General features: G+C 63.6%; 27 protein-coding genes. 16 read left to right on the top strand and 11 right to left on the bottom strand.

Annotated elements, in window-relative coordinates:
* Positions 1 to 33 precede the first annotated feature (33 nt).
* The 3 genes from I6F21_RS28620 to I6F21_RS28610 all read right to left on the bottom strand — a co-directional run bounded on the left by I6F21_RS28620 (position 34) and on the right by I6F21_RS28610 (position 969).
* On the bottom strand, positions 34 to 213 hold the full coding sequence (locus I6F21_RS28620; protein WP_036011671.1) for a hypothetical protein: 180 nt from the start codon (positions 211 to 213) through the stop codon (positions 34 to 36).
* A gap of 86 nt (positions 214 to 299) precedes the next feature.
* Positions 300 to 506, bottom strand: a complete 207-nt coding sequence (locus tag I6F21_RS28615; RefSeq protein ID WP_050991724.1) for a hypothetical protein — start codon at positions 504 to 506, stop codon at positions 300 to 302.
* 94 nt (positions 507 to 600) lie between these two features.
* Positions 601 to 969 carry a rhodanese-like domain-containing protein gene (locus tag I6F21_RS28610; RefSeq protein ID WP_036011668.1) on the bottom strand — a complete coding sequence of 123 codons (369 nt, stop codon included), beginning with the start codon at positions 967 to 969 and terminating at the stop codon, positions 601 to 603.
* Positions 970 to 1,145: 176 nt separating this feature from the next.
* Between I6F21_RS28610 and I6F21_RS28605 the strand changes: the two genes are divergently transcribed.
* Entirely contained in the window at positions 1,146 to 1,943 is a 798-nt protein-coding gene (locus I6F21_RS28605) for an adenylate/guanylate cyclase domain-containing protein (protein WP_057026102.1), read from the top strand.
* Positions 1,944 to 1,999: 56 nt separating this feature from the next.
* Here I6F21_RS28605 and I6F21_RS28600 read toward each other — a convergent pair whose 3' ends face one another.
* Positions 2,000 to 2,548 (bottom strand): TetR/AcrR family transcriptional regulator, encoded by a 549-nt coding sequence (locus I6F21_RS28600; RefSeq protein WP_225114033.1) that lies wholly within the window; start codon positions 2,546 to 2,548, stop codon positions 2,000 to 2,002.
* A gap of 283 nt (positions 2,549 to 2,831) precedes the next feature.
* Between I6F21_RS28600 and I6F21_RS28595 the strand changes: the two genes are divergently transcribed.
* The 5 genes from I6F21_RS28595 to I6F21_RS28580 all read left to right on the top strand — a co-directional run bounded on the left by I6F21_RS28595 (position 2,832) and on the right by I6F21_RS28580 (position 6,285).
* Positions 2,832 to 3,551 carry a hypothetical protein gene (locus I6F21_RS28595; protein ID WP_225140428.1) on the top strand — a complete coding sequence of 240 codons (720 nt, stop codon included), beginning with the start codon at positions 2,832 to 2,834 and terminating at the stop codon, positions 3,549 to 3,551.
* Positions 3,552 to 3,612: 61 nt separating this feature from the next.
* Positions 3,613 to 4,569 carry an oxidoreductase gene (locus I6F21_RS28590; RefSeq protein WP_036011654.1) on the top strand — a complete coding sequence of 319 codons (957 nt, stop codon included), beginning with the start codon at positions 3,613 to 3,615 and terminating at the stop codon, positions 4,567 to 4,569.
* Between the two features lie 116 nt (positions 4,570 to 4,685).
* Positions 4,686 to 5,135 (top strand): lipocalin-like domain-containing protein, encoded by a 450-nt coding sequence (locus tag I6F21_RS28585; RefSeq protein WP_225114035.1) that lies wholly within the window; start codon positions 4,686 to 4,688, stop codon positions 5,133 to 5,135.
* Between the two features lie 199 nt (positions 5,136 to 5,334).
* On the top strand, positions 5,335 to 5,457 hold the full coding sequence (locus I6F21_RS38895) for a hypothetical protein (RefSeq protein ID WP_260345905.1): 123 nt from the start codon (positions 5,335 to 5,337) through the stop codon (positions 5,455 to 5,457).
* A 63-nt stretch (positions 5,458 to 5,520) separates the two neighbouring features.
* Positions 5,521 to 6,285: an alpha/beta fold hydrolase gene (locus tag I6F21_RS28580; RefSeq protein ID WP_225140427.1), complete on the top strand. Its 765-nt coding sequence runs from the start codon at positions 5,521 to 5,523 to the stop codon at positions 6,283 to 6,285.
* 80 nt (positions 6,286 to 6,365) lie between these two features.
* Here the strand turns inward: I6F21_RS28580 and I6F21_RS28575 are convergent, their stop codons facing one another.
* Positions 6,366 to 7,292, bottom strand: a complete 927-nt coding sequence (locus I6F21_RS28575) for an MBL fold metallo-hydrolase (protein WP_225140458.1) — start codon at positions 7,290 to 7,292, stop codon at positions 6,366 to 6,368.
* A 150-nt stretch (positions 7,293 to 7,442) separates the two neighbouring features.
* On the opposite strand from I6F21_RS28575, the gene I6F21_RS28570 reads away from it, so the two are divergent.
* On the top strand, positions 7,443 to 8,366 hold the full coding sequence (locus I6F21_RS28570) for a LysR family transcriptional regulator (protein WP_225134968.1): 924 nt from the start codon (positions 7,443 to 7,445) through the stop codon (positions 8,364 to 8,366).
* Between the two features lie 120 nt (positions 8,367 to 8,486).
* Positions 8,487 to 9,428 (top strand): Ku protein, encoded by a 942-nt coding sequence (locus I6F21_RS28565; protein ID WP_036026710.1) that lies wholly within the window; start codon positions 8,487 to 8,489, stop codon positions 9,426 to 9,428.
* Between the two features lie 76 nt (positions 9,429 to 9,504).
* Here the strand turns inward: I6F21_RS28565 and I6F21_RS28560 are convergent, their stop codons facing one another.
* The gene (locus tag I6F21_RS28560) at positions 9,505 to 9,774 is read right to left on the bottom strand and encodes a hypothetical protein (RefSeq protein ID WP_225134970.1); all 270 of its coding nucleotides are present in this window, start codon (positions 9,772 to 9,774) and stop codon (positions 9,505 to 9,507) included.
* 244 nt (positions 9,775 to 10,018) lie between these two features.
* On the opposite strand from I6F21_RS28560, the gene I6F21_RS28555 reads away from it, so the two are divergent.
* Positions 10,019 to 10,495: a DUF3833 family protein gene (locus I6F21_RS28555; RefSeq protein ID WP_225140425.1), complete on the top strand. Its 477-nt coding sequence runs from the start codon at positions 10,019 to 10,021 to the stop codon at positions 10,493 to 10,495.
* Positions 10,496 to 10,651: 156 nt separating this feature from the next.
* Positions 10,652 to 11,074 (top strand): hypothetical protein, encoded by a 423-nt coding sequence (locus tag I6F21_RS28550; RefSeq protein ID WP_225140424.1) that lies wholly within the window; start codon positions 10,652 to 10,654, stop codon positions 11,072 to 11,074.
* Positions 11,075 to 12,808: 1,734 nt separating this feature from the next.
* Here I6F21_RS28550 and I6F21_RS28545 read toward each other — a convergent pair.
* Both I6F21_RS28545 and I6F21_RS28540 read right to left on the bottom strand, forming a co-directional pair.
* Complete coding sequence (locus I6F21_RS28545) at positions 12,809 to 13,201, bottom strand: hypothetical protein (protein WP_036026706.1); 393 nt, start codon at positions 13,199 to 13,201, stop codon at positions 12,809 to 12,811.
* Positions 13,202 to 13,460: 259 nt separating this feature from the next.
* Complete coding sequence (locus I6F21_RS28540) at positions 13,461 to 13,706, bottom strand: hypothetical protein (RefSeq protein WP_036035837.1); 246 nt, start codon at positions 13,704 to 13,706, stop codon at positions 13,461 to 13,463.
* A 489-nt stretch (positions 13,707 to 14,195) separates the two neighbouring features.
* On the opposite strand from I6F21_RS28540, the gene I6F21_RS28535 reads away from it, so the two are divergent.
* From I6F21_RS28535 to I6F21_RS28515, 5 genes are all read left to right on the top strand, one after another.
* Complete coding sequence (locus I6F21_RS28535; protein WP_036011605.1) at positions 14,196 to 14,873, top strand: response regulator transcription factor; 678 nt, start codon at positions 14,196 to 14,198, stop codon at positions 14,871 to 14,873.
* A 12-nt stretch (positions 14,874 to 14,885) separates the two neighbouring features.
* Complete coding sequence (locus tag I6F21_RS28530; RefSeq protein WP_225140423.1) at positions 14,886 to 16,310, top strand: ATP-binding protein; 1,425 nt, start codon at positions 14,886 to 14,888, stop codon at positions 16,308 to 16,310.
* A gap of 60 nt (positions 16,311 to 16,370) precedes the next feature.
* Positions 16,371 to 17,294, top strand: coding sequence for an RNA polymerase sigma factor RpoH (rpoH, locus tag I6F21_RS28525; RefSeq protein WP_225140422.1), 924 nt, complete (start codon positions 16,371 to 16,373; stop codon positions 17,292 to 17,294).
* An 81-nt stretch (positions 17,295 to 17,375) separates the two neighbouring features.
* Entirely contained in the window at positions 17,376 to 20,558 is a 3,183-nt protein-coding gene (locus I6F21_RS28520) for an efflux RND transporter permease subunit (protein ID WP_225140421.1), read from the top strand.
* Positions 20,555 to 21,826 (top strand): efflux RND transporter periplasmic adaptor subunit, encoded by a 1,272-nt coding sequence (locus I6F21_RS28515; RefSeq protein WP_225140420.1) that lies wholly within the window; start codon positions 20,555 to 20,557, stop codon positions 21,824 to 21,826. The genes I6F21_RS28520 and I6F21_RS28515 overlap by 4 nt, the downstream gene beginning before the upstream one ends.
* A gap of 66 nt (positions 21,827 to 21,892) precedes the next feature.
* Here I6F21_RS28515 and I6F21_RS28510 read toward each other — a convergent pair whose 3' ends face one another.
* Entirely contained in the window at positions 21,893 to 22,204 is a 312-nt protein-coding gene (locus tag I6F21_RS28510; protein WP_225140419.1) for a hypothetical protein, read from the bottom strand.
* Between the two features lie 365 nt (positions 22,205 to 22,569).
* Between I6F21_RS28510 and I6F21_RS28505 the strand changes: the two genes are divergently transcribed.
* Positions 22,570 to 22,950 (top strand): hypothetical protein, encoded by a 381-nt coding sequence (locus I6F21_RS28505; RefSeq protein WP_192893333.1) that lies wholly within the window; start codon positions 22,570 to 22,572, stop codon positions 22,948 to 22,950.
* A 114-nt stretch (positions 22,951 to 23,064) separates the two neighbouring features.
* Here the strand turns inward: I6F21_RS28505 and I6F21_RS28500 are convergent, their stop codons facing one another.
* Positions 23,065 to 23,880: an IclR family transcriptional regulator gene (locus tag I6F21_RS28500; RefSeq protein WP_036026695.1), complete on the bottom strand. Its 816-nt coding sequence runs from the start codon at positions 23,878 to 23,880 to the stop codon at positions 23,065 to 23,067.
* Between the two features lie 113 nt (positions 23,881 to 23,993).
* Positions 23,994 to 25,088: an extracellular solute-binding protein gene (locus I6F21_RS28495; protein ID WP_036011588.1), complete on the bottom strand. Its 1,095-nt coding sequence runs from the start codon at positions 25,086 to 25,088 to the stop codon at positions 23,994 to 23,996.
* Between the last annotated feature and the right edge of the window lie 31 nt (positions 25,089 to 25,119).

Genomic DNA, 25,119 nt, shown 5'->3' with positions numbered 1-25,119 from the left:
CCAAATTCGATGGGGCGCCGCAAACCCGCTGAACTAGGCTGACCAGCGGTCCTGCTCTTCCTGGTGGGCTTGCTCGTTCAGCCGGTCGGCGATCTCGTCCGCAATCTGCTCGGTCTCGGCCGAGGCCACCGGCTCGCCCTTGTGTGTCTTCAGCTTGTCCTTGTCGGCTTCGATCGGAAAGTCGTCGGGTGTCAGTCCGGTCGTCTTGTTCATGGTGCGCCTCACTGTCTCCAGTCGGGGAAAACACACGTGAAGGGCCGATCGTTGCTACGAAGATGAAGCCGCTGGACGAGGCGGCGTCAGGCGCCGCCGACTGCCCGCGTGATGGTGCCGCTCCCGCCGCAGGTGGCGCAAGGCGCGCCGTCGATGCGTCCCTTGCCGTGACAATCGGGACAGACGTCGTCGCCGGTGCCCTTGGTTCCGGGCGGAGCTTCGTCACCGGGATTGAGCGCTGCTTGCGTGGGAATCTTGGCGTCTTGTGCGTGGGCAGCCTTGGTCTTGGTCATCTGCGCCTCCTCGACAACACCGCAACGCGCCTTGCCGCAGAAAGTGCCAATCGGAGTTCGCAGCGCAGTCAACGGAACCGCGCCGCTGTTCTCGCTACTTCTCGACTGCGCCCGTCCAGTCCTTGAAGCCGCCGACGTTGTAGACGTTCTCGTAACCCATATCCTTCAAGAGCTTGCCGGCCAGCGCCGACCTGCCGCCGGATGCGCAATAGAGGATGACGGTCTTGCCCTTGTCGAACGCCTTGTCGTGATAGGGCGACTCCGGGTCGGCGCGAAACTCCAGCATCCCGCGCGAGACGTTCACGGCGCCGGCGATCTTGCCGCTGGCGGCGACTTCCGGCGCATCGCGAACGTCCACGACCAGCGTGTTGCCCTTGTTGATCATCTCGGCCGCCTGCTCCGAGGTGATCTTCGGGACCGCCGCGTTCGCAGCTTCCAGCATTTGCTTGACACTCGTTGCCATAAATTCTCTCCGGATTTTCTTCTGCCGCCCCATAGGAGGATAGCACATCGATCTGGACATCGCTGCTGGATAAGCTTGTCCCGCCGGAGTCAGAGGCCGGAGGTCCGGTTGCCAAGGCCGGATTGTCCGACTAGCCTTGCCGAAGCTACGCCCAAACGGTCTCTGGCCGCACCTTCATGCCCAAATTTCTCCGCATCGGTGTCCATCAGTCCAACGTCTCCGGATACACCTCGAAGGCGTGGTGCGTCAGACGCGTCGGCGCGGCGGTCTTCCTGAAATGGGGCGCGGTGGAGGTGCAGGGCGCCGGCGCCGGGCGCAAGGTCTACTGGTCGCGGTCGCCGCAGGAGAAGACGATCCGTTGCGGCACCGCGCAGCGCGCGCAGGAGTACACGAAAGCCGCGATCGCGCGGCGCCGCAATCACCGCTATGAGCCGCTGACCGGACCCATCGCGAACCGGCGCCGGTCGGCTGCCCGCGCCGCCGAGCTCAAGCAGGCGCTCGCCACCATCCTCATCGTGGACATCGTCGGCTCCACGGCGAAGGCAGCCAAGCTCGGCGATGCGCGCTGGACCAAGGTGATAGGCCATTATTACGCGGCGGTCCGCAAGGAGCTGAAGACGTGCCGCGGCAAGGAGGTCGTGACCACGGGCGACGGCGTGCTGGCGACCTTCAGGAAACCCGCTGCCGGCATCGCCTGCGCGGCCGCGATTCAGAAAGCCGTGCGCACGCTCGGCCTCGAGATCAGGGTGGGTCTCCACGCGGGCGAATACACCATCAGCGGCGGCGAAATGGTCGGCCTCGCGTTCCACATCTGCACCCGGGTTGCAGCGAAAGCACGCGCGGGCGAGGTGCTGGTTTCGAGCGCGGTAAAGGAACTGATGGCGGCGCAGTCCGCAATCAACCTGAGGGATCATGGCCAGCACCGGCTCAAGGGGGTGCCCGAAAGGTGGCGGCTGTACCGGGTGGAGGGCTGAGGGCATCGCGGCGCAATAAGCCTTGCGAGGCTGCGCCTCAGTCACAGCCCCTGGATTCAAGCTTCCGCCTTCATGTTTGCGAAACGGTCCCGCAAATAGGCGGCGAAGGGACGCCTTCCCTCATCCTGGCTCCAACTGTCGATCGCAAGGCGAAAAGCTCCGATTGAGACCATCGCGACTATGCGGAGTGCCGTTCGCCGCTTGGGCTGCGGCCACATCGTGCAGAGCGCGTCGAAGACCGCCTGTTCCTGTTGGGCGTATTTGGTGGCCTCGCGGGCGCGAAGCGTCTCGTTGGTGCGGATGAACCGGTCGATCTCCATCATTTGTTTCCGGGCCTGGACGTCCTCGTAGGACGCCGTGAGTCTGACCAGTGCATTCTTCACCGCTTCGAGCGGCGGCTGCTTGGTCGATTGCTCCAGAACGGCGCGCCCTATGGCTTCGGCGAGACCGCCCTGCCAGGCCAGGATGATGTCTTCCTTCGACTTGAAATAATAGAAGAAGGTCCGACGCGAAATTCCCGCTGCCTCCGCGATGGCGTCGAGCGTCGTCGCCTCATAGCCGTTCCGAAGGAAGAGCCTCAGACCGGTGTCGGTGATCCGTCGCAACGTTTCGCGGCGCTTTTGCTCCCTCAGTCCCTCGCTTCTCGGTGATGGGTCGTCTCCGTCCTGTTTCGACACACAACGGCCTCATTCAAAATTACACTCAGTGCGATAAAATTCCGCATCAAGTGCGAAATTACTGCATGTGAGGCCGGCCAGCAAGGCTCGGGCCGATTCGAGGCGTCCAAGACCAGCGAACTGGATCAAGATGACTGCAGACAGGGACGGCCCGGCGAACGACCGGGATGCCGATGCTTCGCGTTGCGATTTCCACGATGCCGAGGCCGGCTTGCTGCAAGCGGCGGCCGGGAAGGACCAGCGCACGCGCAGCTCCGGCAACATCGAGCTTCTACGCCGCAATCCTGCCGGTTACGTCGCCTCCAGCCATCGCCAGGGCGCGCCGCACCGGCCTCGCCGTGCAATCAGCAGACCTCGCAGGAGCCTGCAATCCGTCCCCCGGACGATACATGACGCGCGAGCCCGTCATGCCGGCGAGCAGCGCCTCGACGGCGCCGTGCAAGGCTCGCCAAGGGAACGTGACCAGCGTCGATTTGTCGCTCGGACCCTCGCGCGCGCGGTGAAGGCCATACATTCGCCGTATCTCGGCAATTTCGGCGTTCTCATCCTGCTGTGCGCCATCTCGTTCCATCCCTGCTTCGATCTGGCGAACGTCGTTTCGAACAGCTTCCTCTGTCTCGGTGCGAAGGCGGCGTTCGCCGCGACCGTCAATCTCGTGGTGGACGACTGGACCCCGACGATCCAGGCCTTTCTGGCCGGCCGCCTTCTGCGCTGGATTGGCCTCAGCCTTCTGCTCGCGCTGCTCCCCGTGCTGACCGTCATCCGCGCCGGGACGCTGGCCAAGCTGCGGGCGCTAGCCGCCCTCTTGCTTGTCCGGCTGCGCGGGATCCTCAGAGCTTCGCTGCGGCCACTGAATCGCGCAGCGCGGGAGGGCCGCGGAGCAGGTGTCGTTCACGAGAAGGTCAACAGGCTCGGGCGGCACAACGCTTGAAAATTACACTAGGTGTAATTTAACTGGCCCGATGTGATGTTGTGCCGTGGGAGATGGCCCGATGCCTGGTTGGAGTGCGAGCGATATTCCGTCCCAGCGGGGGCGTTGCGCCGTTGTCACGGGCACGGGTGGCCTGGGTTACCAAGATGCGCTGGCGTTGGCGCGTGCGGACGGCGAAGTGATCATTGCCGGTCGCAATGCCTCGAAGGGAGCAGACGCCGTCGCGCGGATCCGATCCCGTCAGCCCAACGCGAACGTCCGGTTCGAACGGCTCGACCTTGCGGATATTCATTCGGTGCGGGCCTTCGGCTCCCGTTTGCGTGGCCAACGGGACAGTCTCGACCTGCTCGTCAACAATGCCGCGGTCATGATGCCCCCTGTCCGGCAAGTAACGGCCGACGGGTTCGAAATGCAGTTCGGCACGAACCACCTCGGCCATTTCGCGCTGACGGCCGAGCTTCTGCCGCTGCTGCACAAGGGCGTCGAGCCGCGCGTCGTCACCGTGTCCAGCCTGGCAGCGCGCAGCGGAGCGATCGAGTTCGACAATCTGCAGGCTGAGCGTCGCTACCAGCCGATGCCGATCTACAGCCAGTCCAAGCTTGCGAACCTGATGTTTGCGTTCGAGCTGCAGCGACGCAGCCGGAGGTTCGGCTGGGGCATCACCAGCGTTGCGGCCCATCCCGGCGTATCGCGGACCGACCTCATTCCGAATGGCGCCGGCCGGATGAGCCTTCCCGGCCTGGCGCGGACCGCCCTCTGGTTCCTGTTTCAGCCGGCGGCGCAAGGTGCGCTGCCGACGCTGTTCGCGGCGACGTCGCCGGACATCGTCCCCGGCGGCTATTACGGTCCGGACAAGTTCGGCGAAATCCGCGGTTCGCCGTCCGTGGCCCGCGTGCCGCCGCAGGCCGATGACGATGCGGTGGCGTCTCATCTGTGGGATGTCTCGGCAAGACTGACCGGCGCTCGCTTAGCGACGGAGTCGTCCCGCACCCAGGCGAGGACGGATCTGTGCACTTGAAGCGGCCTCGCGCAGGTCCGCCATTCCGAGGCCCGGCGGCCGCGTAGAAAGACGAAGCAGAGGACTCCAACATGACCCGTCGAAATCTGGTGCTGATCGCTTTGGGAGTTTGCCTGATGAGTGCTCCAGTCCACGCTACGCCGCCGAACAAGGTGCTCGGCACCTGGAGAATGGTCTCCGCTCAGATCGATCCGGAAGGAAAGAACCTGCCGGCCTATGGCGCGCGGCCGAACGGGCTGCTGACCTTCACGCCGGACATGCACTTCATCGAGGTGCTGACCGACTCGGACGTCCCGCGCTTTGCCTCCAGCGTGCGGGGCGAGGGCACGGACGCGGAAAACCGCGCGGCCATGGCCGGCAGCATCGGCTTTTTCGGCACCTACACGGTGGATGAGAACGGCGAGTTCAGCGGCAACAAGGTCGAGGGCTGCACCTTTCCGAACTGGATCGGCAGCGTTCGGACGCGGAAGGAATTGCGTCTGGTGGTCGACGGCGACGTCATGACCGAGAATTTTGAACGACCTGACGGCACGAAGATCCGCATCACGTTCGAGCGGGTCCGCTAGCGCCGTTCACGCCGACGGCGTTACCTTCGGCTCCGGAAAGGGGCAGGGCGATCGCATATGGGAGCGATCTCGCCTGTGGCCATTCTTCGAGACGCCCGCCGTTAGCGGGCGTTGAAGGACGAGGCGCGCGCTCAGCTCGCGCAAAGCACCATATGCAATAGTCCTGGGAGAGGGGCTCGGCCCGACCGTCGCCGCCTTGATGTTGACATTCAGCTTCAACCTGCTGACGAGTCTGGGGCTTGGCGAATCCGCCAAGCTGATGCTGCAGGGTGCGATCATCGGCCTTGCAGCGGCCGCATATTCGGCAAGGCGCCAGTCATGATTGCCTCGATATCGAAACGAGAACGGATGCGGCCGCAGCCGCGATGACAACAGGAGAGATGACATGACCGATGTGATGGCTGGAGCCGAACCATTCTTCATGCAGGGCAAGGGGCCTGCGGTCCTCGTGCTCCACGGCTTCACGGGAACGACGCAAAGCATGCGGTATCTCGGCGAAGAGCTTCACCGGCGCTTCGGCTTCACCGTCAGCGGGCCTCGCCTGCAGGGCCACGGCACCTCACCGGACGACATGGAAACGACCGGCTATCTCGATTGGCTCGCGTCGGCGGAGCAGGCGCTTCACGAGCTGGCTGGCCAGGGCACCAAGGTCTTCGTCACCGGCCTGTCCATGGGAGGCACGCTGACGCTCAACCTAGCCGCACGTTTTCCGAACATCGTCGCAGGCGCCGTGCCGATCAACGGTGCCGCCGGAATCTTCGATGGCGCGATGGCCGAGCTCGTATCGGACGGCGCGGCGCCGAAGCGCGTTCCCGGCATCGGATCGGACATCAAGGCCGCCGGCGTCAAGGAGCTGGCCTATCAGGAGGTGCCAGTCGCTTGCCTCCGGCAGGTCCACGTCCTGATTGCTGCGACCGAAAGCCTGCTGCGCAAGGTCAGCTGTCCCACGCTCGCCATTCATTCCAGAGAGGACCACGTCGTGCCGGCGGCCAATGGCAAGCGAATCGCGCAGGAGGTCAGTTCCAACGACGTGCGCCTGCTTTGGCTCGACAATTCCTATCATGTCGCCACGCTCGATAACGACAAGGATCTGATCGTAGAGCGCTGCGGACGATTCATCTCGGAAATCGCCGGGGCGGCGCCTGGATAGAACAGCGCTTCTGCATACGGCGGTCGTAGAATGATGGGCTTGAGATCCTACGATAGCCGCTTTCGCATCTTCGGGCTGGCTCAGCCTGCGAACCGCCAGTTCGCCGGCACCCAGCGATAGCCGTCGTCCGTCTTCCTGATGTTGCCGATGCCCGGAAACGGGAAATGGAATCCAAGCACCGGGATGCGGTCCGTCGCAGCGCGGTCGAACAAGCGCCTGCGCGACTGCAACGCGGTATCGGGATCGAGATCCGGCCCGGGCCGCCAGGCATTGTCGATGTTGAGTAGGGGGCTATAGGCGGCATCGGACGTGATCAGCAATGCTTGCGCGCCGGAATGCACCAGGATCGCCGACATGCCCGGCGTGTGGCCGCCGGCGGCGATCGTCGTTATGCCCGGCAACAACTCGCTGCCCGGCCGGTACAGCACGGCAGACTTGGCGACGGGCGCCACGCTTCGCTTGATATTGGCGATGAAGGCGCGCCGGAAATCTTCCGGCATGGGCAGCCGCGACAGGTCAGGCTCGTTACGGATGAAGAACGCAAAATCGTCCTCGGGAAGATGGACCGTCGCCTTCGGAAAAGCGCTCGATCCGTCGGCGCGGCTGAGATTGCCGACGTGATCGGGATGGGTATGCGTGATCACGATGGCGTCGATGTGCTCGGGCTCCACGCCGATCGCCGCAAGATTGCGGAATAGATGTCCGCCATCGGGGCCGAGCGTTTGCGCTGCACCTGCCTCGATCAGGATTCTCCTGCCACCGGTTTCCAGCAGAAGCGTGTTCAGGTTGAGCCTGAAGGTGTCGGTCGGCAGGAACGCATCGCTCAGCGTCCTGCCGAGTTCCTCCGCCTGGGCGGTGTGGGCATAGATGCGCGGATTGCCGCTCAGCGTGCCGTCGCTGACGACGGTTGTCTTGATATCGCCGATCCGAAAACTGTAGTGGCCGGAATTGGCCCTGCCAGCAGGCGTTTGCGCGATCGCGGCCGGCATGCCCAGCAGCGGCGTCATCGCTCCGGCCGCGCCGCCTGCGAGCATTATGCGGCGGCTGATGTTCAGATGTGATGGCATACGGCTTCTCCGGCCTATCGCGGTGGGGTCTGTGTACGATGATCTGGCATCATCCACAAATGTCATGATAGAATTTACATTATGCGTTCGATGGATTTGGCGAAAGTCGACCTCAACCTGCTGGTGGTGTTGCATGCGCTGCTCGAGACCGGCAGCGTCACGCGCGCCGCTGAGCGTCTCGGCAGCAGCCAACCCGCGATCAGCCGTGCGCTGGCAAAGCTGCGGCGCCTGTTCGGTGACCGGCTGATGGTGAAGGCGGCAAGCGGCATGACGCCGACGCTGCGCGCCGAGGCGATGCGCGAGCCGCTGGCGACCTTGCTCGGCGGCGTCGAGACATTTCTCCACAAGCCGAAATTCGATCCTTCCGCCACCGACCGCGTCTTTCGCATCGCGACGACCGATTATGGGGCGCTCGCCATCCTGCCCAATGTCGCCGCCCACTTTGCGCGCGAGGCACCCGGGGCGGCGATCGAGGTCGTCAGCTTCTCGCGTGATGTGTTCCGCATGCTCGCTGACGGTCAGGTCGATTTCGTGCTGTATGCCGATAATCCCGTATCCGGCTCGTTTCGGGCGCGCGAGCTGTTCCGCGAAAATTTCGTGACGCTGGTCCGGCAAGGGCATCCTTTGCTCAAGCAGATGCGCGGGGCAAAGGACGTGCTGCCGATCAAGCTGTTCACGGCCTGGCCGCACATCGTGGTCAGCATTTTTGGCGGGCAGGGCGGGCCGATCGATACCGCATTGGCCGAGCGCGGCTACAAGCGGCACGTCGCGCTGCGTGTTCCATATTTCGCAACGGCCGCGGTGATCACGGCTGCGTCGGATTACCTGGTGACCATGCCCTCGCGGGCGGCCCGGCAGCTTGCGCCGCGGCTCGGTCTCGTGATGCTGAAACCGCCGGCGCAGGTGACGCCCTACGGCTATCGCCTGCTCTGGCACGAACGAAGTCACGACGATCCCGGCGCGGTCTGGTTGCGCCGGCTGGTGGTCGATTCTGTCAAGTCGGGCGCCGCCTAAACCAAAACATGGAGCAAGACGCCGCAAAGCGTGCTCGTCATGAATGTTGCTCCCGATGTCGGAACCCGGGCCGGCCGTTCGTCTTGAATCCAAGCCGCCTCGAACCGGAGTTCTGCGTAAATGGCCCCGCGCGCCAATTGGAAAGGCTTCCTGAGACTGTCCCTCGTCACCTGTCCCGTGGCGCTCTATCCCGCCACCTCCGAGAGCGAGAAGATCTCGTTCAACCAGCTCAACCGGCAGACCGGCCACCGCATCAAATACGTGAAGGTGGACGCGGAGACCGGCGACGAGGTGACGAACGAGGACATCGTCAAGGGCTATGAGCTCGAGAAGGGCCAATACATCGAGGTCTCCAAGGAAGAGCTCGAGGAGATCGCGCTGGAGTCCACGCGCACCATCGAGATCGACGAGTTCGTCGACAAATCGGACATCGACGCGCGCTATCTGATCCGCCCCTATTACATCCGGCCCGACGGCAAGGTCGGCCACGACGCCTTCGCGGTGATCCGCGAGACCGTTCGCGAGATGAACAAGGTCGCGATCGGGCGCGTGGTGCTGACCAACCGCGAGCACATCATCGCGCTGGAGCCGATGGACAAGGGCCTCGTCGGCACCCTCTTGCGCTACCCCTACGAGGTGCGCAGCGAGGCCGAATATTTCGACGACATCCAGGACGTGAAGGTCACCAAGGACATGCTCGATCTCGCCCGGCACATCGTCAACCAGAAGGCCGGACGCTTCGCGCCCGAAAAGTTCGAGGACCATTACGAGACCGCGCTGATCGACCTCATCAACGAAAAGCGCGCCGGCAAGGTGATCCGGCCGAAGGAGCGGCCGAAGGGCGAGAACGTCGTCGACCTCATGGAGGCGCTGCGGCGGAGCGTCGGCAAGGAAGTCGGGAAGCAGGCCGCGCCCGCGAAGGCGGACAAGCCGGCGAAGAAGCCGAGGAAGGCGGCGGCCGGCCAGAAGGAGATGCTGATGCCGATCGCCGGCAAGAAGGCGGCCGCCAGGGAGACGTCCGCGAAAAAGCCGGCCGCAGGGGCGCGGCGGAAATCGGCATGAAGCATCCCGTGACGCCGGACTTAAATCGAAAACACGCCCTATGCCGCTTGGTACGCGAAGGTCCTAGTCGCAGGCCTCAAAGGCCCTCGTCAGGGCACTCCGGACATGTATCGCCGATCGAATCGAGGACATCGTTGATCTCCGCGACGGCCTGATCGGCAGAGACGCCGTCCGGCGGATCCTGGCGCGCAAGCGCGACCGCGCGATGGCGCGCGTGCGGGTCGGCGCGATCCCTGGCCCAGCCGTGCTCCTCGCATTCGCAGATCGCGCCGGCCTCGTGCAGCACGTGGGTGGCCCATCCCCGTAAGGTCCGGATCGCCGGCCGTCTTTCCCTGGTCATCAGCATGCGAGATTGCTCCTGCGGGACGAATCCGTGCCGCCGCCAGATCGTTCCGGGCTGTTAACACGGGTCAGAGATTCCCAAACGGCAGGGCTGGGCTTGTCCACGTGTTCCGGATGAAGCGGAGCGCGCGTTGTGACGCAGCGTCTGTATGCGTTGCAAGCACCCAGCAGAGCCAGGCAGGTTTCCTCCTGAGGAACCCTGGTGCTGAGAGGCGGCTTATGTCGTCATCGGTTTCGGAGGAAAAGCCATGGTCATTGATGCGTTCGCTGGCACCACGCCGGTGTTTCTCCCTGAGCAGTTCTTCGTTGGTCGCTTGGAAGGATGGGCGGTGGTCGAGAGTCTCGTCGGCGGGCTGTTGAAGCGGGCGACGATCACGGCGCATGGCGAATTGGACGCGGACACCGACACTGTCGTTCTGACTGAAACCTACACCTTTGATGACGGCCATAGCGACACGTTGCGCTGGACGATCCACAAGCTGAGCGAAGGTCAATACATCGGCCACGAAAATCGACTGGAGGGTGAAGCCACGGGCGAGCAGGCCGGTTGTGCATTCCATTGGAAGTACACGCGCGACACGCCCCAAGGCGATGGAAAGTCGTTCAAGCTGAACTTCGACGATTGGTTCTATGCGATCGATGACCGCGCCTGCATCGTGCGCGGATCCGCCGGGCGCGCGGGCATTCCGTTCGCGACGGCGCATGTGACGTATCGGAAGCTTTAGGTTCGCCCGACGGGGGCTGCAGCCCCGCTCTCCGGTGCGCACTTCTTTCTCGAACTTAACATTTTTGAATCGCGAAGGCACCGAAGCAAAGTACGGTGGGCGTTTTCGCGGGAGTGAATCTTCTGGCGCTGATTGAGCCAGAGCGGGGGCCGGGGCGTGAATTTCCAGGTTACGGTTTTGAAGATCCTGGTGAGCTATCCGGATGGCTTTGCCGTCATGGAAGACCTCAAGCGCGACATGGCGATCCTGGCGACCAGCGGCCGCGATTGGGCCGACCGGACGAGGCGTCTTGCCAGCCGCGTGCCGGACCTCGACATCTTTTCCCAGGGGCTGGTCGAGCGCATCAGCGGTGGCTGGAGACTGACGTCGAAGGGGCGAGACATCTTGGCGTTCATGGAAGCCCGACCGGCACCAAGCGAGCCCAGCCTGGCGGCCCCGGTCGATGAGACGTCCCAGCCGGTATTGGAGATTGCTCCGCTTTCCCCGCTGCCGCAGCCAGCCGACCGGGCCAAGCGTCGGCGCGAGCGCCGAGAGCGCCGCCGCGAAGCCCGCGAACGGGCGCGGGCGAACGCCTCCTGAACCGGGATTGAGGTCGGCAACGAACTAGCGGTCCATCGCCGCGCTCGAAGGGGCGCCAAGCCGGCGGCGACGCGGAGGCGACGGGGTGCTAACCACCCCATCTCTCGTAAGGATTATGACCTGGCTCTGGTTGATCATCATAGTGCGGGGCCGGTTGACGGCGGTCCGGCCGTGCCGGTGAATAAGCCCAGGCCGCAGTACTCCCAGTCGTCAGAACACGAGGATGCGCTTTTGCATGATGCCGATGGACCTGGCCTGCCACCGCGGCGCTGACGGGGGCCCACAGGATAATCAAAAGGCTCAAAACGAGACCCGATCGCATGGGAGTTTCTCCGATAGACCTACGATGATGAGTTAGATGAGCCTCGGTCCACGCCCTCGCAATCGGTGACGCCTGCAAGACTGGTAACGTCCTCGGCATCACGCGCGGGTTGGCGGTCGAATTCGTGCGAATCTGTAAACCCCGCACTCGGCTTCATGCTGGCAGTTGCGTCACGGTTTGGAGTCTTTCGTCGCCGGGGTGCGTCACGCGATGATGAGCACACCGATTTGCCATTCGCGCAGGCGTGATTGTTCACCCACGTGTTTTTCCCGAGCGCATACCCACCTAATGCTCAACCAAGAAATTCGAAGGAAGCGCATTTCAACAGAGCAGCCGGTTCGAGTCAGCGCGAATGCTCCGCACGAAAACAACAGCCGTTCGGAGCACGACCATGACTGGATTCAGGACCTTTGTTATTGCAGCGATGATGTCGATTGGCGCGATAAGCTCTGCAAGCGCCCAGTGCCCATTGTGGGCGACTCAACATCCAGATTTGTTTCAGGCGCAATATCCCGATCGGGATGTGTTGAACGACTGCGAATTGACGCCAGCAGGCAGAATGGGCCTGGAACGCCCTGGCGGCGCGGCTCCCTTGTTTGGGCCCAACAGGGCCTACCAGACAACGCCTGGCGTTGCCCAGCACCGCGGCTTTCACCACCGATCGCGGTGAGTATCTGAAAATGGATCCGGATGGTCGGATTCCGGCGGAGAAACCGTAGCGCGCCAAGTCTAATGATCAGAAATCAATCCGCGCACCTTCGGTACGCGACCGTTTTCAGCGATTCCTGAGTGCTGTCGGGACCAATCAAATGCGAGTCGATTAAGTCATTGGTTTCGCGTCCGTCGCCAAAAATTCGCGAGTCGTTTTAGGTCAATTCCAAAGATCTGCTAGTCGAATGGGTGATGACGCTAGATCTTGGGTTGGATGCCGCGATTTGTTGTCCAGATGTCGTGGTCTTGTGGAGCTGGGTGCTGCGAGCGCGGCCCGCAATGAACAACCTGCTCGAGGAAAACCGTCGGGGCCAATTTAGTACAAGTCGTCTGAAGCGGTGGAACGCTATCGAGAGACCGATGTGCGATCGTCGAGCGCCGCGCCGGTCGAGGTTTTATAGTCGGGACGGGCCCAGGGGAGCGCAACAGCCTCCTCGATCGCGAGAGATGAGCGGGGCTCCGCCTTAGCTATTCTGCGGTCGCGCAGACCGCATCGCAGCGATTAGGCCGCCTTGCAGAAGTGCACGGAAGCACAGCGCGGGCAGCGCACCTCGGAAGAAGGAGGCGATGCTCACGAGCTTACCGCAGGGCGTGCCTGACGTGGCCACGCGCATAGAACGACGCACTTCATCGACTCTATCCTCGACGCGAACGGCAATGCGCCCCCGCTGCTCCAGACCAATGGTTGCAGAGTGCGGCGGTTAGCTGCAGCTCAGCGGTAACGGCAGGTCGGGATGCAACTCGTACCAGTCGTAGCAATCTGGATAGGCGCCGTAGAATCCATAGCCGCCTCGGCGGAAGTGGTGAAACGCGTGCTGGCGCAGGCCTACGTCATGACCACCGAAGCCAAGGTGCTCGCCGCCGAACCGGGCGCCGCCGGCAAAATCTCCCTCATGGCCCATGCCGCCGAAATGCGCGCCGCCGCCGAAGGCCGCATGTCCACCGCCGAAGCCTGCATGTCCGCCGCCAAAGCCGCCACCGCCAAAACCACCGCCGTGGCCACCGCCACCACCGCCGCCATGGGCATTGGCCGCGCCAACGGCGAGCGTCGAGGCGAGTGCTGCTGTCGCCAGAATCATGATTGCACGTTTCATGGATGACTCCTCTTGTTGCGCTGTCCGGCCATGTTCCGCGCGAGGTTGCCGATGGCCGGGTCAGTGATGAGGGAGAGGTAGGTCCGGTACGAGGCGATCCAACTGAATTCGATGTCAGAATATCAGGCAAGCCGCTCGCGAAGAGCGTCTCGCGGATCGGCGCGACGCACGCGTAGGAGCGGGCCGACCAGCGCAGTCCGCTCCTCGTTATTGCAAAACGCGGCGAAGCTATAGGGCAGGCCGCGTCACCCAATCAGTACTAGCTGCCTGTGCCCGGCTCGCACGGTACGTTGTTGCCGGTCCACGGCGCGGTTGCAAAGGCGCCGACGCGCGGCGCCGGAACGCAGGCGCGCTCGCCCGGATAATGGAACGGCGTGGTCGCCGCGACTGTATCGGCGGCCACGTCGGGCCGCTGCGCGGCGCGCTGGTGCTCGCGCGCCATGACTGGGCCACCCAGCATTGCGGCCGCGATCAATCCTATCGACAATAGTTTGGACGTGGTCATTCGCTCTCTCCTCTGACGACATCAGGCCGATCAAGCCGGCTCAGCGACGATGTGTGAACGATCGGCCACGTTTCCAACGCACGTTTTGCTCACTGCATTTCAACCGCCCGAGAGCCGCTGCGGTGTCGCAACCACGATCGTGCGAATGCATAACATCCGTGGTCCCTGAGACGACGGCACGTGTGTTGACGGCATATGTTCGATCCAGTCGGTTGGCAGCGGAGCGCGGAAGATGATCATTGCATTTGTAACACGCGTGGTGCGGGTCCTCGTGCCGTTGGCGGCACGCACAGCCGACAACATGAACCGCAATTTAGTGGCGCGGTGCGCGCGGCAGAGCTACCTCATAGCGCAGCGGGCGACCGGCAACAGGCGGCATCAGCGACGCGCGTCCGACGTACGCGGGCACTGAGCATGACACGGCCCGACGCCGTACCCGTGCTGCCCAACCGCGCGTCAAGACGCCGTGGGAATTATGGTACGAGGCTCATGACCCGGATTCTCCTGATTGAGGACGACACTGAAACCGCCGAGGCGATCCTCGCCGAACTCGGCGATCGCGGCTTCGAGGTGCAGTGGGCCGGCAACGGCGTCGACGGTCTCGAGCGCGCGCGTGCGTCGAGCCCCGATGCCATGATCGTCGATCGCATGCTCCCGGGAGTTGACGGGCTGACCGTCATCGAGGTGCTGCGCAAGGAGCAGGTGAGGACGCCTGTGCTGGTGTTGAGTGCGCTTGGCGCCGTGAATGACCGGGTGCGCGGGTTGCGCATGGGCGGGGACGACTATCTCACAAAGCCGTTCGCGCTCATCGAACTGGTTGCGCGAATCGAGGCGCTGCTGCGCCGGCCGAGCGACAGCCGCGAAACCATCCTGCATGTCGGGCCCCTCGAGCTCGATCTGATCGAGCGCACCGCGCGGCGCGGCGAGCGCAGGCTCGACCTGTTGCCGCGCGAATTCCGCTTGCTCGAGTACATGATGCGCCGGAGCGATCAGCTCTTGACGCGCGCGATGCTGCTCGAGGAGGTCTGGAACTACAAGTTCGTTCCGGCGACCACCAACTTGATCGACGTGCATATGGGCCGGCTTCGTCACAAGGTGGACGGTTCCGGGGAGACACAGCTCATCCACAATGTCCGAGGCTCCGGCTTCGTCCTTCGCTCGCGGTAGGAGGGACGGGCGATGCAGCAGACACAGTTGATCCGCTCCAGCACATTTCTCTGGGCTCTGGCCGTGGCGGCGTCCTTTGCGCTGTTCGTGGTCGCCTTGTTCGCCTTCATCTACTGGAAGCTCGATGCCTATCTGGTCGCGCGGTCCGATCGCATGATCACCACGCAGATCCACTTCGTCGCGGAATTGTCCCCGGCCCGCCGCGTCAGCGCTATCGCGGATCACCTCGCGCAGGATTCCAGGGGCGTGCAGTACGCGGGACTGTTCGATCCTGCCGGCAAAAGGCTGGCCGGGAATATCGACCGCGTGCCGCGTGAACTCGGGCTCGATGGGGCGGCGCAGGGCGTGCGACTCGATCTGCTGGAGAAGCCGACGGAGCATGGTCCCGTCGTCAGGGCGGTCGGCAGCCGTCTCGAGGGCGGCGATGTCCTGGTGATGGGACGGAACGTCGACGAGACGCGCGAGATATCGAGCGTGGTGGGCCAGGCCCTGGCCCTGGGTCTGCTGCCGGCCTTCAGCCTCTGCCTGCTTGCGGGTGCCTGGCTGAGCTTGCGCGCCCAGCGACGCGTAGAGGAGGTCAACCAGCGGGTCCAGCGCATCGTGGCCGGCGAGCTGCGCGAGCGGCTTCCGGAGGGCGGGACGGACGACCCGTTTGCGCGGCTGGCCAGGATCGTCAACGGCATGCTCGACGAGATGGAGACGATGATCAATGCGCTCGCCGGCGTCGGCAACGACATCGCTCATGATCTCAGGACGCCGCTGACCCGCGTCCGTCTGGCGCTGGAGCGCGGCCGGACCCATGCGGCGACGCTGGAACAGCTGCAGGACGTTGCGGACAAGGCCATCGCCGGCATCGACCAGTCGCTCGCGATCGTCACGGCCTTGCTGCGCCTGACAGAGATCGAGAACAACCGCCGTATGGCCGGGTTTGGCGACGTCGCGCTCGACGAGATTCTGCGGGAGGTGTGCGACGTCTACGACCCGATCGCCGAGGACAAGCATGTCGGGCTCGGCGTCGTCACCGAGTGCAATGTGCAGGTGTGGGGTGACCGCGACCTGCTGTTCGAGGCAGTCGCCAACCTCGTCGACAACGCCATCAAGTTCACGCCGTCCGGCGGGCGGGTGGACCTCGCCCTGCAGGCGGAGGACGAGACCGCGCTGGTGCGCGTTAGCGATACCGGGCCCGGCATCAGCGAGCAGGAGCGCGAAGCAGTGCTGCGGCGGTTCTACCGCTCCGACAAGATGCGCAATACGCCGGGCGTCGGGCTTGGACTGAGCCTGGTGGCGGCGATCGTCAAGCTGCACGGCTTCCGGCTGATCATTGGCCCGGCTCCCGGTGGGCGGATCGAGATCCTCGCCTGGACCGGGAGTGCGGGCAGGCCCATCGCGCGCCGGTCACGCGCATTGCTGCACGCAGAGGCCGGCCAGATGGGATGAGCCAAATGACGTGCGGTGCCTCCGAGATCAATCAGCCGGCCCGGACTATAGGAGTGACAAATGCAGACGAGCCATGAGGTGGTGTGCCGCGATCCTGTTGCCGTGCCGATCGCAGCGGTGTCGACGCCGTTCCTCACCGCCTATTCCGCCGCAATCCGGCGCTACGAGCTACTTGAATCAGGTCAGGAGCAGCAGCTGGCGCGTCGCTGGCAGGAAACGCGGGATCGGCGCGCCGCGGATGCGCTCGTCACCAGCCATCTTCGGCTCGCCGCCAAGTTGGCGAGGGGTTACAGGGGATACGGTCTGCCGCTGGTCGATCTGATCGCGGAAGCGAATCTCGGCCTCGTGATCGCGGCGTCGCGCTTCGAGCCCGGGCACGGCGCCCGATTCTCCAGCTATGCGATCTGGTGGATCAAGGCCACCATTCACGACTACATCCTGCGATCGTGGTCCCTGGTCAAGATCGGGACGACGGCTGCGCAGAAGAAGCTGTTTTTCAAACTCCGCGGCGAGATCAGGAAAGCCACCAGCAGTGCGATGGCCGGGCTCACACCCGACGTCGCCGAATTGATCGCCGGGAAGCTCGAGGTGACGGCGCGCGAGGTGATCGAGATGGACGCGCGACTCCACCGCGACATGTCGCTGAACGCGCGCGTCGGTGACGAGGACGGTGGAACCGAGCTGGAGGCCCTGCTGGTCGATGGTGCGGTCGACGCCGAGACGATGCTTGCCGATCACGACCAGACGGAGCAGCGCAGCAGGGCTTTGCGCGCTGCACTGGACGGGCTCGCGCCGCGGGAGCGTCATATCTTCGAGGCGCGGCGCCTGAAGGAATGTCCTGTTACGCGCGATCAACTCGCCCGAGAGCTGTCCATATCCAGCGAGCGGGTTCGGCAGATCGAGATCCGTACCTTCGCCAAAGTCAAACGGGCCGTCATGAACGCCGCGCATGATGTGTCACACGCCGCCTCGTGCAGCGACTGAATTCGTTTTCATTTGAACGGAGGCGCGGCCGCCCTCACTTGTCCGACGATCCTGCGTAACCCTGTTTCAGGCAGACCAATCATGGGAATTGTTCGCTTCGCGCTGCGGCTTCCGCATACTTTCTACGTGCTTGCGGCGTTGATCCTGTTCCTCGGCGGCATCGCGATTCGCTCGATGCCGACAGACATCTTTCCGGAGATCCGGATTCCCGTCGTCACCGTCATCTGGAGCTACACCGGCCTTTCCACGCCGGAGATGGAACAGCGCGTCAGCACCTACAGCCAGTATTCGATCAGCGCCAATGTCAGCGGTATCAAGAATATCGAGGCGCAGACCCTCAACGGCTTGTCGGTTCAGAAGATCTACTTTCAGCCGGACGTCAATCTCGATCTCGCGATCTCGCAGATCGTCTCGGCGACCAACGCCATCCGCGCCCTGATGCCTCCCGGCATCCAGCCGCCGATCATCGTGCAGTTCAATGCCTCAAGCGTGCCGGTGCTCCAGCTCAGCCTCGAATCGAACAACCTGAATGAGCAGCAGCTCTACGATTTCGGCATCTACCGGGTCCGCCAGCAACTGGCTCCCGTTCCAGGCGTGACCCTGCCCACGCCTACCGGCGGCAAATACCGCCAGATCATGGTTGACCTCGATCCGAACAAGCTGCTGGCGCGCGGATTGACACCGCTCGACATCGTCAACGCAGTGAACACGCAGAACCTGACGCTGCCGACCGGCACGACCAAGATCGGCGACACCCAGTACACCGTTCGTACCAACGCGACGCCGGCGACGATCCAGGATCTCAACATGATCCCGGTGAAGTTCGCGAACGGGGCGACGATCTTCCTGAAGGACGTCGCCCAGGTCCGCGACGGCGCCCAGGTTCAGCAGAACATTGTGCGCGAGGATGGCCACCGCGCCGTCCTGCTCAGCGTCATCAAGAACGGCAATGCCTCCACGCTGGCCGTCGTCAACGGCGTGAAAGCGGCCCTGACGTCGATCCGCGCGTCGGCGCCCGCGGGGCTGAAGGTGAACGAGCTGTTCGACCAGTCAATCTTCGTCACACATTCGGTCGATGGTGTGCTGCGCGAAGGCGCGATCGCGGCGGGCCTGACGGCATTGATGATTCTGGTGTTCCTGGGATCGTGGCGATCGACGCTCGTCGTCCTGATCTCGATCCCGCTGGCGATGCTGTCCTCGCTGATCGTCCTCTATTTCCTCGGCGAGACCCTCAACACCATGACGCTCGGCGGCCTTGCTCTTGCCGTCGGTATTCTCGTCGACGATTCGACGGTGACGATCGAGAACACGCACCGGCTCTGGACCGAGGAAGGCATGCCGCTGCCGGACGCGACTCTGCACGGAGCCGCCGAAATCGCCATTCCGACGCTGGTCTCGACGCTCGCGATCAGTTGCGTGTTCATCTCGGTCGTATTCCTCGAGGGCCCGGCCAAATATCTGTTCACGCCACTTGGCCTTGCCGTGGTGTTCGCGATGCTGGCGTCTTATGGCCTGTCGCGGACGCTGACGCCGATCACGATTGGCCTGCTCCTGAAGGGCGAGCAACGTCATGGCGAGGGCAATCGGCCGTCAAACATCCTCGCACGCGCCTCCGCGGCATTCGAGCGCGGTTTCGAACGCCTGCGCGACGGCTATTCCGATCTGCTGCTGAAACTGCTGCGGCACCGCGCAGTGATACCCGTCGTCGCCCTGCTGGTGCTGGCGCTCGGTGCCACGATGTTCGCCTATGTCGGCCAGGACTTCTATCCCCTGATCGACGGCGGCCAGATCCAGCTCCATGTTCGCGCCCCCGCGGGCACGCGGATCGAGCGGACGGAAGCGATCTTCCAGGCAGTTGAGGACAAGATCCGCGAGGTCATTCCCGAGCACGACCGGGCGCTGATCGTCGATAATATCGGCCTGCCGGCGCGGCCCTATAACCTTGCTTTCACGGACGGTTCCACCATCGGGGTGAACGACGGCACCATTCTCGTGTCGTTGAAGGAAGGGCACCAGCCGACGGCGGATTACATCAGGAGGCTGCGGCAGGTGCTGCCGAGGGCATTCCCGGAGGACACGTTCTATTTCCAGGCGGCCGATATCGTCACGCAGATCCTGAACTTCGGTCTCCCGGCGCAGATCGATGTCCGCACGGTCGGTTACGGCAACAACAATCTCGCCGTCGCCAAGGAACTGCAAAAGAGTCTCGCCGCGATCCCCGGCGTGGTCGATGCACATCTGCAGCAGGAGGTCGATGCTCCCGCATTCTACGCCGACATCGACCGCACCCGCGCCGCGCAACTCGGTCTCAATGCGAGCACGGTGGCAACCAACATCAATGTCAGCCTCTCATCGTCCGCGCAGGTCTCGCCGAACTTCTGGACGGATCCGACTTCCGGCATTCCCTATTACCTGGCTGTGCAGACGCCAGAGTACAGGACCAATTCGCTGAACGCGCTGGGCAATACGCCGGTTTCGGCCTCGCTTGCCGCAAGCGGGCAGACGGTACCGGGCCTGCTCAGCAATGTTGCGACCTTCAAGCGGGGCACCGTTCCGACCAACTCGAACCAAGCCAATGTGCAGCCGGTTTACGATGTCTATGCGAGCGTGCAGGGCCGTGATCTCGGCAGCGTCGCGGCTGACATCGAGAAGGTGACGTCCACGCTGCAGAAGCAACTCCAGCCGGGCAACTCGATCCAGGTTCTCGGCCAGATCCAGAGCATGCACCAATCGTTCCGCGATCTCTCCCTTGGACTGCTGTTCGCGGCCATCCTCGTCTACCTGCTGATGGTCGTGAACTACCAGAATTTTGGCGATCCCTTTGTCGTCATCCTGGCACTGCCGGCGACATTCTGCGGCATCGTGACGATGCTGTTTATCACCGGGACGACGCTGAACGTGCCTTCGCTGATGGGAGCCATCATGGCGATCGGCGTAGCCTCCGCGAACTCCATCCTGCTCGTGACATTCGCACGCGACGAGCAATTGAAGGGGCATTCGGCATTCCAGGCGGCGCTGAGCGCAGGCCGGACGCGAATCCGGCCCGTGCTGATGACCGCGGCGGCGATGATCGTCGGCATGATCCCGATGGCGATCGGCGGGCCCGGCGAGGAGCAGAATGCAGCGCTTGCGCGGGCGGTCATCGGCGGTCTGCTGTTTGCAACACCGACTACCCTGCTGATCGTGCCTTATCTCTTCGCCATGCTGCGCAAAGGCAACGACGGCAAGCCTCATCATGGGGTATTCGAGGAGCAACCGGAATGAGTGACGTTCGCGCAAGGACCGATGACGACGGGGCGACACACCGCCCGGGGGCGGAGAGCCTCCGGATTGTGGAATTGCCGGGAAAGGGCCCTCGATCCGCACGCCGTTACGGCGGCGCGCTGCTCGGCGGAGGCGTGCTCCTCATGCTTGCGTGCGGTCTCGGCATCGGCGGCTGGCGGCACTATGAGGCCATGCGTGGCGTTGCCGCTGTGGCAGAGCAGGCTCGAACCAACCTTCCCGAGGTTCGGGTCGCGACGGTGAAGCCCGGAGGCGACATCATGAAGGTGAGCCTGCCGGCGACGACGACCGCGTTCGAGGCGGCCAACATCTTCGCGCGGACCAGCGGCTACATCGAGAAGCGCTACGTCGATATCGGCGATCGGGTCAAGAAGGGCGAGCTGCTCGTGGAAATCACTGCGCCCGAGCTCGACCAGCAGATCGCGCAGGCGCAAGCGACGCTCGCGCAGGACCAGGCCGCGCTTCAGCAGGCGGAGGCAAGCCGGGAACTGGCCGACGTGACCAACTCGCGCGACAGCAATCTCGTCAAGCAGGGCTGGTTGACGGCACAACAGGGCGACAACGATCGTCTCACCCTGCGCGCGCAGCAAGGCGCGGTGGGTGTCGCCCAGTCGAATATCACGGCGCAGGAAGCGCAGATCCGAGTTCTTCAGCAGGAGAAGTCCTATCAGCGTGTAGTGGCGCCATTCGACGGCGTGGTCACGCAGCGTAACGTGGACAACGGCAGCCTGGTATCAGCCGGGTCCACCTTCATGTTCACGCTGATGCATTCCGACGTGATCCGAACCCAGGTGTTCGTGCCACAGGACGAAGCGTTCGGCGTTGGCCCGGGCGTCGATGCGGATATCCGCGTCCCCGAGATTCCGGGGCGGACGTTTGCGGGCAAGGTCACGCGGATCGCAACCGCGCTGCAGCCGGGAAGCCGGACGCTGCTAACCGAGATCGACGTGCCCAATCCGGATGGCCTGCTCAGTCCGGGCATATATTGCACGGTCGAACTATCGATCCCGCGCAGGACAGCATCGACGACGATCCCATCCGATGCGCTCGTCTTCGACCAGAACGGCCTCCATGTCGTGGTTGTGCGCAACAACACGGTCCATTTTCAGCAGGTCTCGATCACCCGGGATTTCGGCACCACGGTGGAAGTGCGCGACGGCGTGCAGCCCGGCGACCAGGTCGTGCTCAATCCCGCGGTCAATCTGGCGGAGGGAAGCAAGGTCACCGTTCGCAAGAGCGAGGCGAGCTAGGACGCGAAAGATGATGCGAATTGTACTCGCAGCGGCGACGGCGTTGCTGCTCGGAAGCTCTGCTGGTCAGGCACAGGTCGCAACGACCGGCACTACTGCAATGGATCTGCCGACGGTGCCGGGCGCGATCGTGGTCTCACCGCTCAACAGTCCCGGGCCGTTTTCCGCAATGACCGTGTCAGGTGCTCCGGACACGACGCTGGCGCCGGTTCCGCTCGCGTCGGATCCGACGACGCCGGGGACGGTGGTCGTCTGCGCTCCGCCGTCGTCATCGCCGACGCCGGTGCCGGCGACGCCGACCGTATCGCCGACAGGCCTTGTACCACCGGACATCGCGGCGCCGTTGCTGCCGGTGATAAGGCGGAACAGCAGCGCCACCGGTACGATCTCCTCAGCTGCGCCCTCAGGAACAGGTACGACGGTCGGATGCAGCTCGACGCCGGGGGGAGAGGTGACGAGCGCTGCGTCCCTGCCATTGTCGATCCCGCAAGTGGCTACAAGCCCCGCACCTGGTACGATTCAGGCGGAAGCCAGTGGTGCCGGTGGGACGGGTATAGACCCGAACGCTGCGGTTGTGCCCAGCCCGAACAGCTCGGCTTGCATGGAAGGCGTCTCGATCAATCTCGGCTCGCCTGCGACTGTGCTGCCGGCGAACGCTTCAGGCGCAGCACCAACGCCCGGCGTGTCGCCGGTGCTGCCGCCCGGATGCTGAAGTCGGACGCAGATCGAACCCCTAGCGGCAGGTGCAAGACGCAGCAAGCATCGCACTGAAATTTATCAAGAAGGCTCGGCGCGATCCCGGCCCGTGTGTGGCCTATTGTTCGATGAGTGCTGTTTATGCATGGAGAAGGCTCCACCTGATTGCATTGACATTAGAAACCTGCGCTCGGGCGGGTATTTCCAGAACGCACGTCCTGCTCCCACGGCTGCACGACCGCGTTGCGCGCATCGCCTTGCCTTCGACCCTTGAGCGGCATTTGCTATCTCAGGACGGCCCGCGCGCGTGCGATCTCCCGGCTGCACGCGTCGATGTCGCCGCTGCGATCGGCGGCGCGGGCGCGGTCGAGCGAATCAAGCGCGTCCGTGAAGCCGATGCCGTTGTCGCCCTCGGCTTTTGCGAGTGAGCGGGGGATGCTCACTTCCTGGCCGGGTATACGGGTGCGGACCTCGATCTGAAGTCCGCGATGGACGAGCAGCGGCTGCTTCCGTTGCCCGGCACCAACGCCGTCCTGGAAAGATCAGGTGGCTCGTCGTGATTGATGTGACTGTCTAGGACCGCCTCGCATTGCTGGATATGCCGCCGGCCTACTGGAATAGCCGAGGGCAGCGCCGATGGTTCGGGCTGCCTCCATCACGTGAACCGAATATTCTTTTATCTGCTTGCGCTTGATGCGGCTGTCGGGCCCGGACATGCCAATCGCTCCCACGAGTTCGCCGGAACGACCGAGGATGGCACAAGCGCAGGCGGCGATGCCCTCGCGCCACTCGCCGTGCAGGACGGAGGAGTAGCCCTGCGCGCGTGCCAGCTCGATGTCCTCCCGCAGCTCCTCGATCGTCGTTCGCGTCGCTTCCGTGTAGCGCCTCAGATGCGGCCGGAACCGTTCCAGGTAGTCATCAGGCATATGTGCGAGCATCGCTTTGCCTGTCGCCATGGTGAAAGCGGGTGCGCGCATACCCACGCTTGTATGGGCGCGGATATGGTGAGCGCTTTCGATCTTGTCGACATAGACCACGTCGGTGTCCTCGAGCACCGACAGGTGAATGGTTTCGCCGGTGATCTCGGCAAGCTTCGTCATTGCCGGTCGCGCGACGTTGATGAGATCCATCCGGTGGATGACATGGCTGCCGAGCGCCCAGATCTTGGTCGTGAGCTCGTAGGTGCTGTGCGGGGGGATCTGGCGCACATAGCCTTGAGACTGCAAAGTCATCAGCAGCCGATGCACGTTGCTCTTGGTGAGCTTCAGCTCGCTCGCGAGGTCAGTGACGCCGCGGGGCTGCTCGCTCAGAGCAAGTGCTTCCAGGAGACGCAGTCCCTTGGTAAAAGCCTTATCCATCCACCAGCCAAAATAGAATGATATTTCACTCGATCTAGCATGGCCGCGCGAACGGCAATAGCCCGGGTGTGGAATTAACCCCGATCCTTTCGGATCGGGGCTGATCAGCCTGCTTACTGGGCCAGCAAGGCGTTGAGCTTCTCCTGCCCGTACTCTTCATTGGTGGAATTTCCAGCCGGCGAAGTCGCGCCCCAATAATCCGGGCTCCATTCGATCGCTTTCGAGACGTTGTCCGGGTTGTTGGCCCAGTAGCGCGCGAGCTTCTTGTCGGTTGCGGCCTCGAAGACGACCTGGGAGGGAAGGGCGACCGGGAAGGTCGAGGTGAGCTGCGCCGCGCGCTTGGGCTCGAGCCGCCAGGACAGCAGTTTCAGCGCGTTGTCGTAGTTCGGCGCTCCCTTGGGAATCGAGAAGAAGTCGTAGTAGATGAAGCCCTGATTGAAAGTCAGCTCGATCGGGGCGCCCTCCAGGGCGAGCTTGCTCATCGAACCGGTGTAGGCCATGCACATGTCGGCCTCGCCGTCGAGCAGGAGCTGCGGCGGCTGTGCGGATGTCGTCCACCATTTGGCAATGTGTGGCTTGATCTCCTTGACCTTCTTCAGCGCCCGCTCCATGTCGATCGGGTAGAGCTTGCTCTTCTCTACGCCGTCGGCCATCAGCGCCGCCTCGAAGACGAAACGCGGCCAGGCGGGCATGCAGCGCCGGCCAGGGAATTTCTTCACGTCCCAAAAGTCGGCCCAGCTGGTCGGCACGTTCTCGCCCTTGTACTTGTCCTTGTTGTAGACGAGGCCGACGCCGATCACCTGCAGCGCCACGCCCTTCTTGCGCTTCAGATTGTCCGGCATGGCCGCCAGCGTCTGCTTGGCCGCGTCGGACAGCTTGGAATAGTCGATGTCGGCGAGACAACAGTCGCCGAGCAGCTTGGTCTCCTGGTCGAAGATGAACGTCAGGTCCCATTGAGCTTTGCCGGCCTCGGCCTGAGCCTTGATGCGTGGGCCGCTACGCGCCTCCTGGACGGTGACCACCTTGATGCCGGTCGCCTTCTCGAACGGATCGTACATGACCTTGCGCAATGCATCGCCATATCCGCCGCCCGGGTCCTGCATGATCACGACGTTGCTCTGAGCCTGAGCCGGGCCCGTCCCCATCGCGATGCACAGGGCCGAGGCCAATACGGAAACCGACAGTCGCCAGCGTTTCATTCCCAGCATTTTCTCTTTCCTCCAGTTGAAATTGATCTGT

The organism is Bradyrhizobium sp. NBAIM03, from assembly GCF_020194055.1.
In the GTDB taxonomy this organism is placed as follows: Bacteria; Pseudomonadota; Alphaproteobacteria; order Rhizobiales; family Xanthobacteraceae; genus Bradyrhizobium; species Bradyrhizobium yuanmingense.
This window is presented reverse-complemented; position numbering and strand designations above follow the sequence as displayed.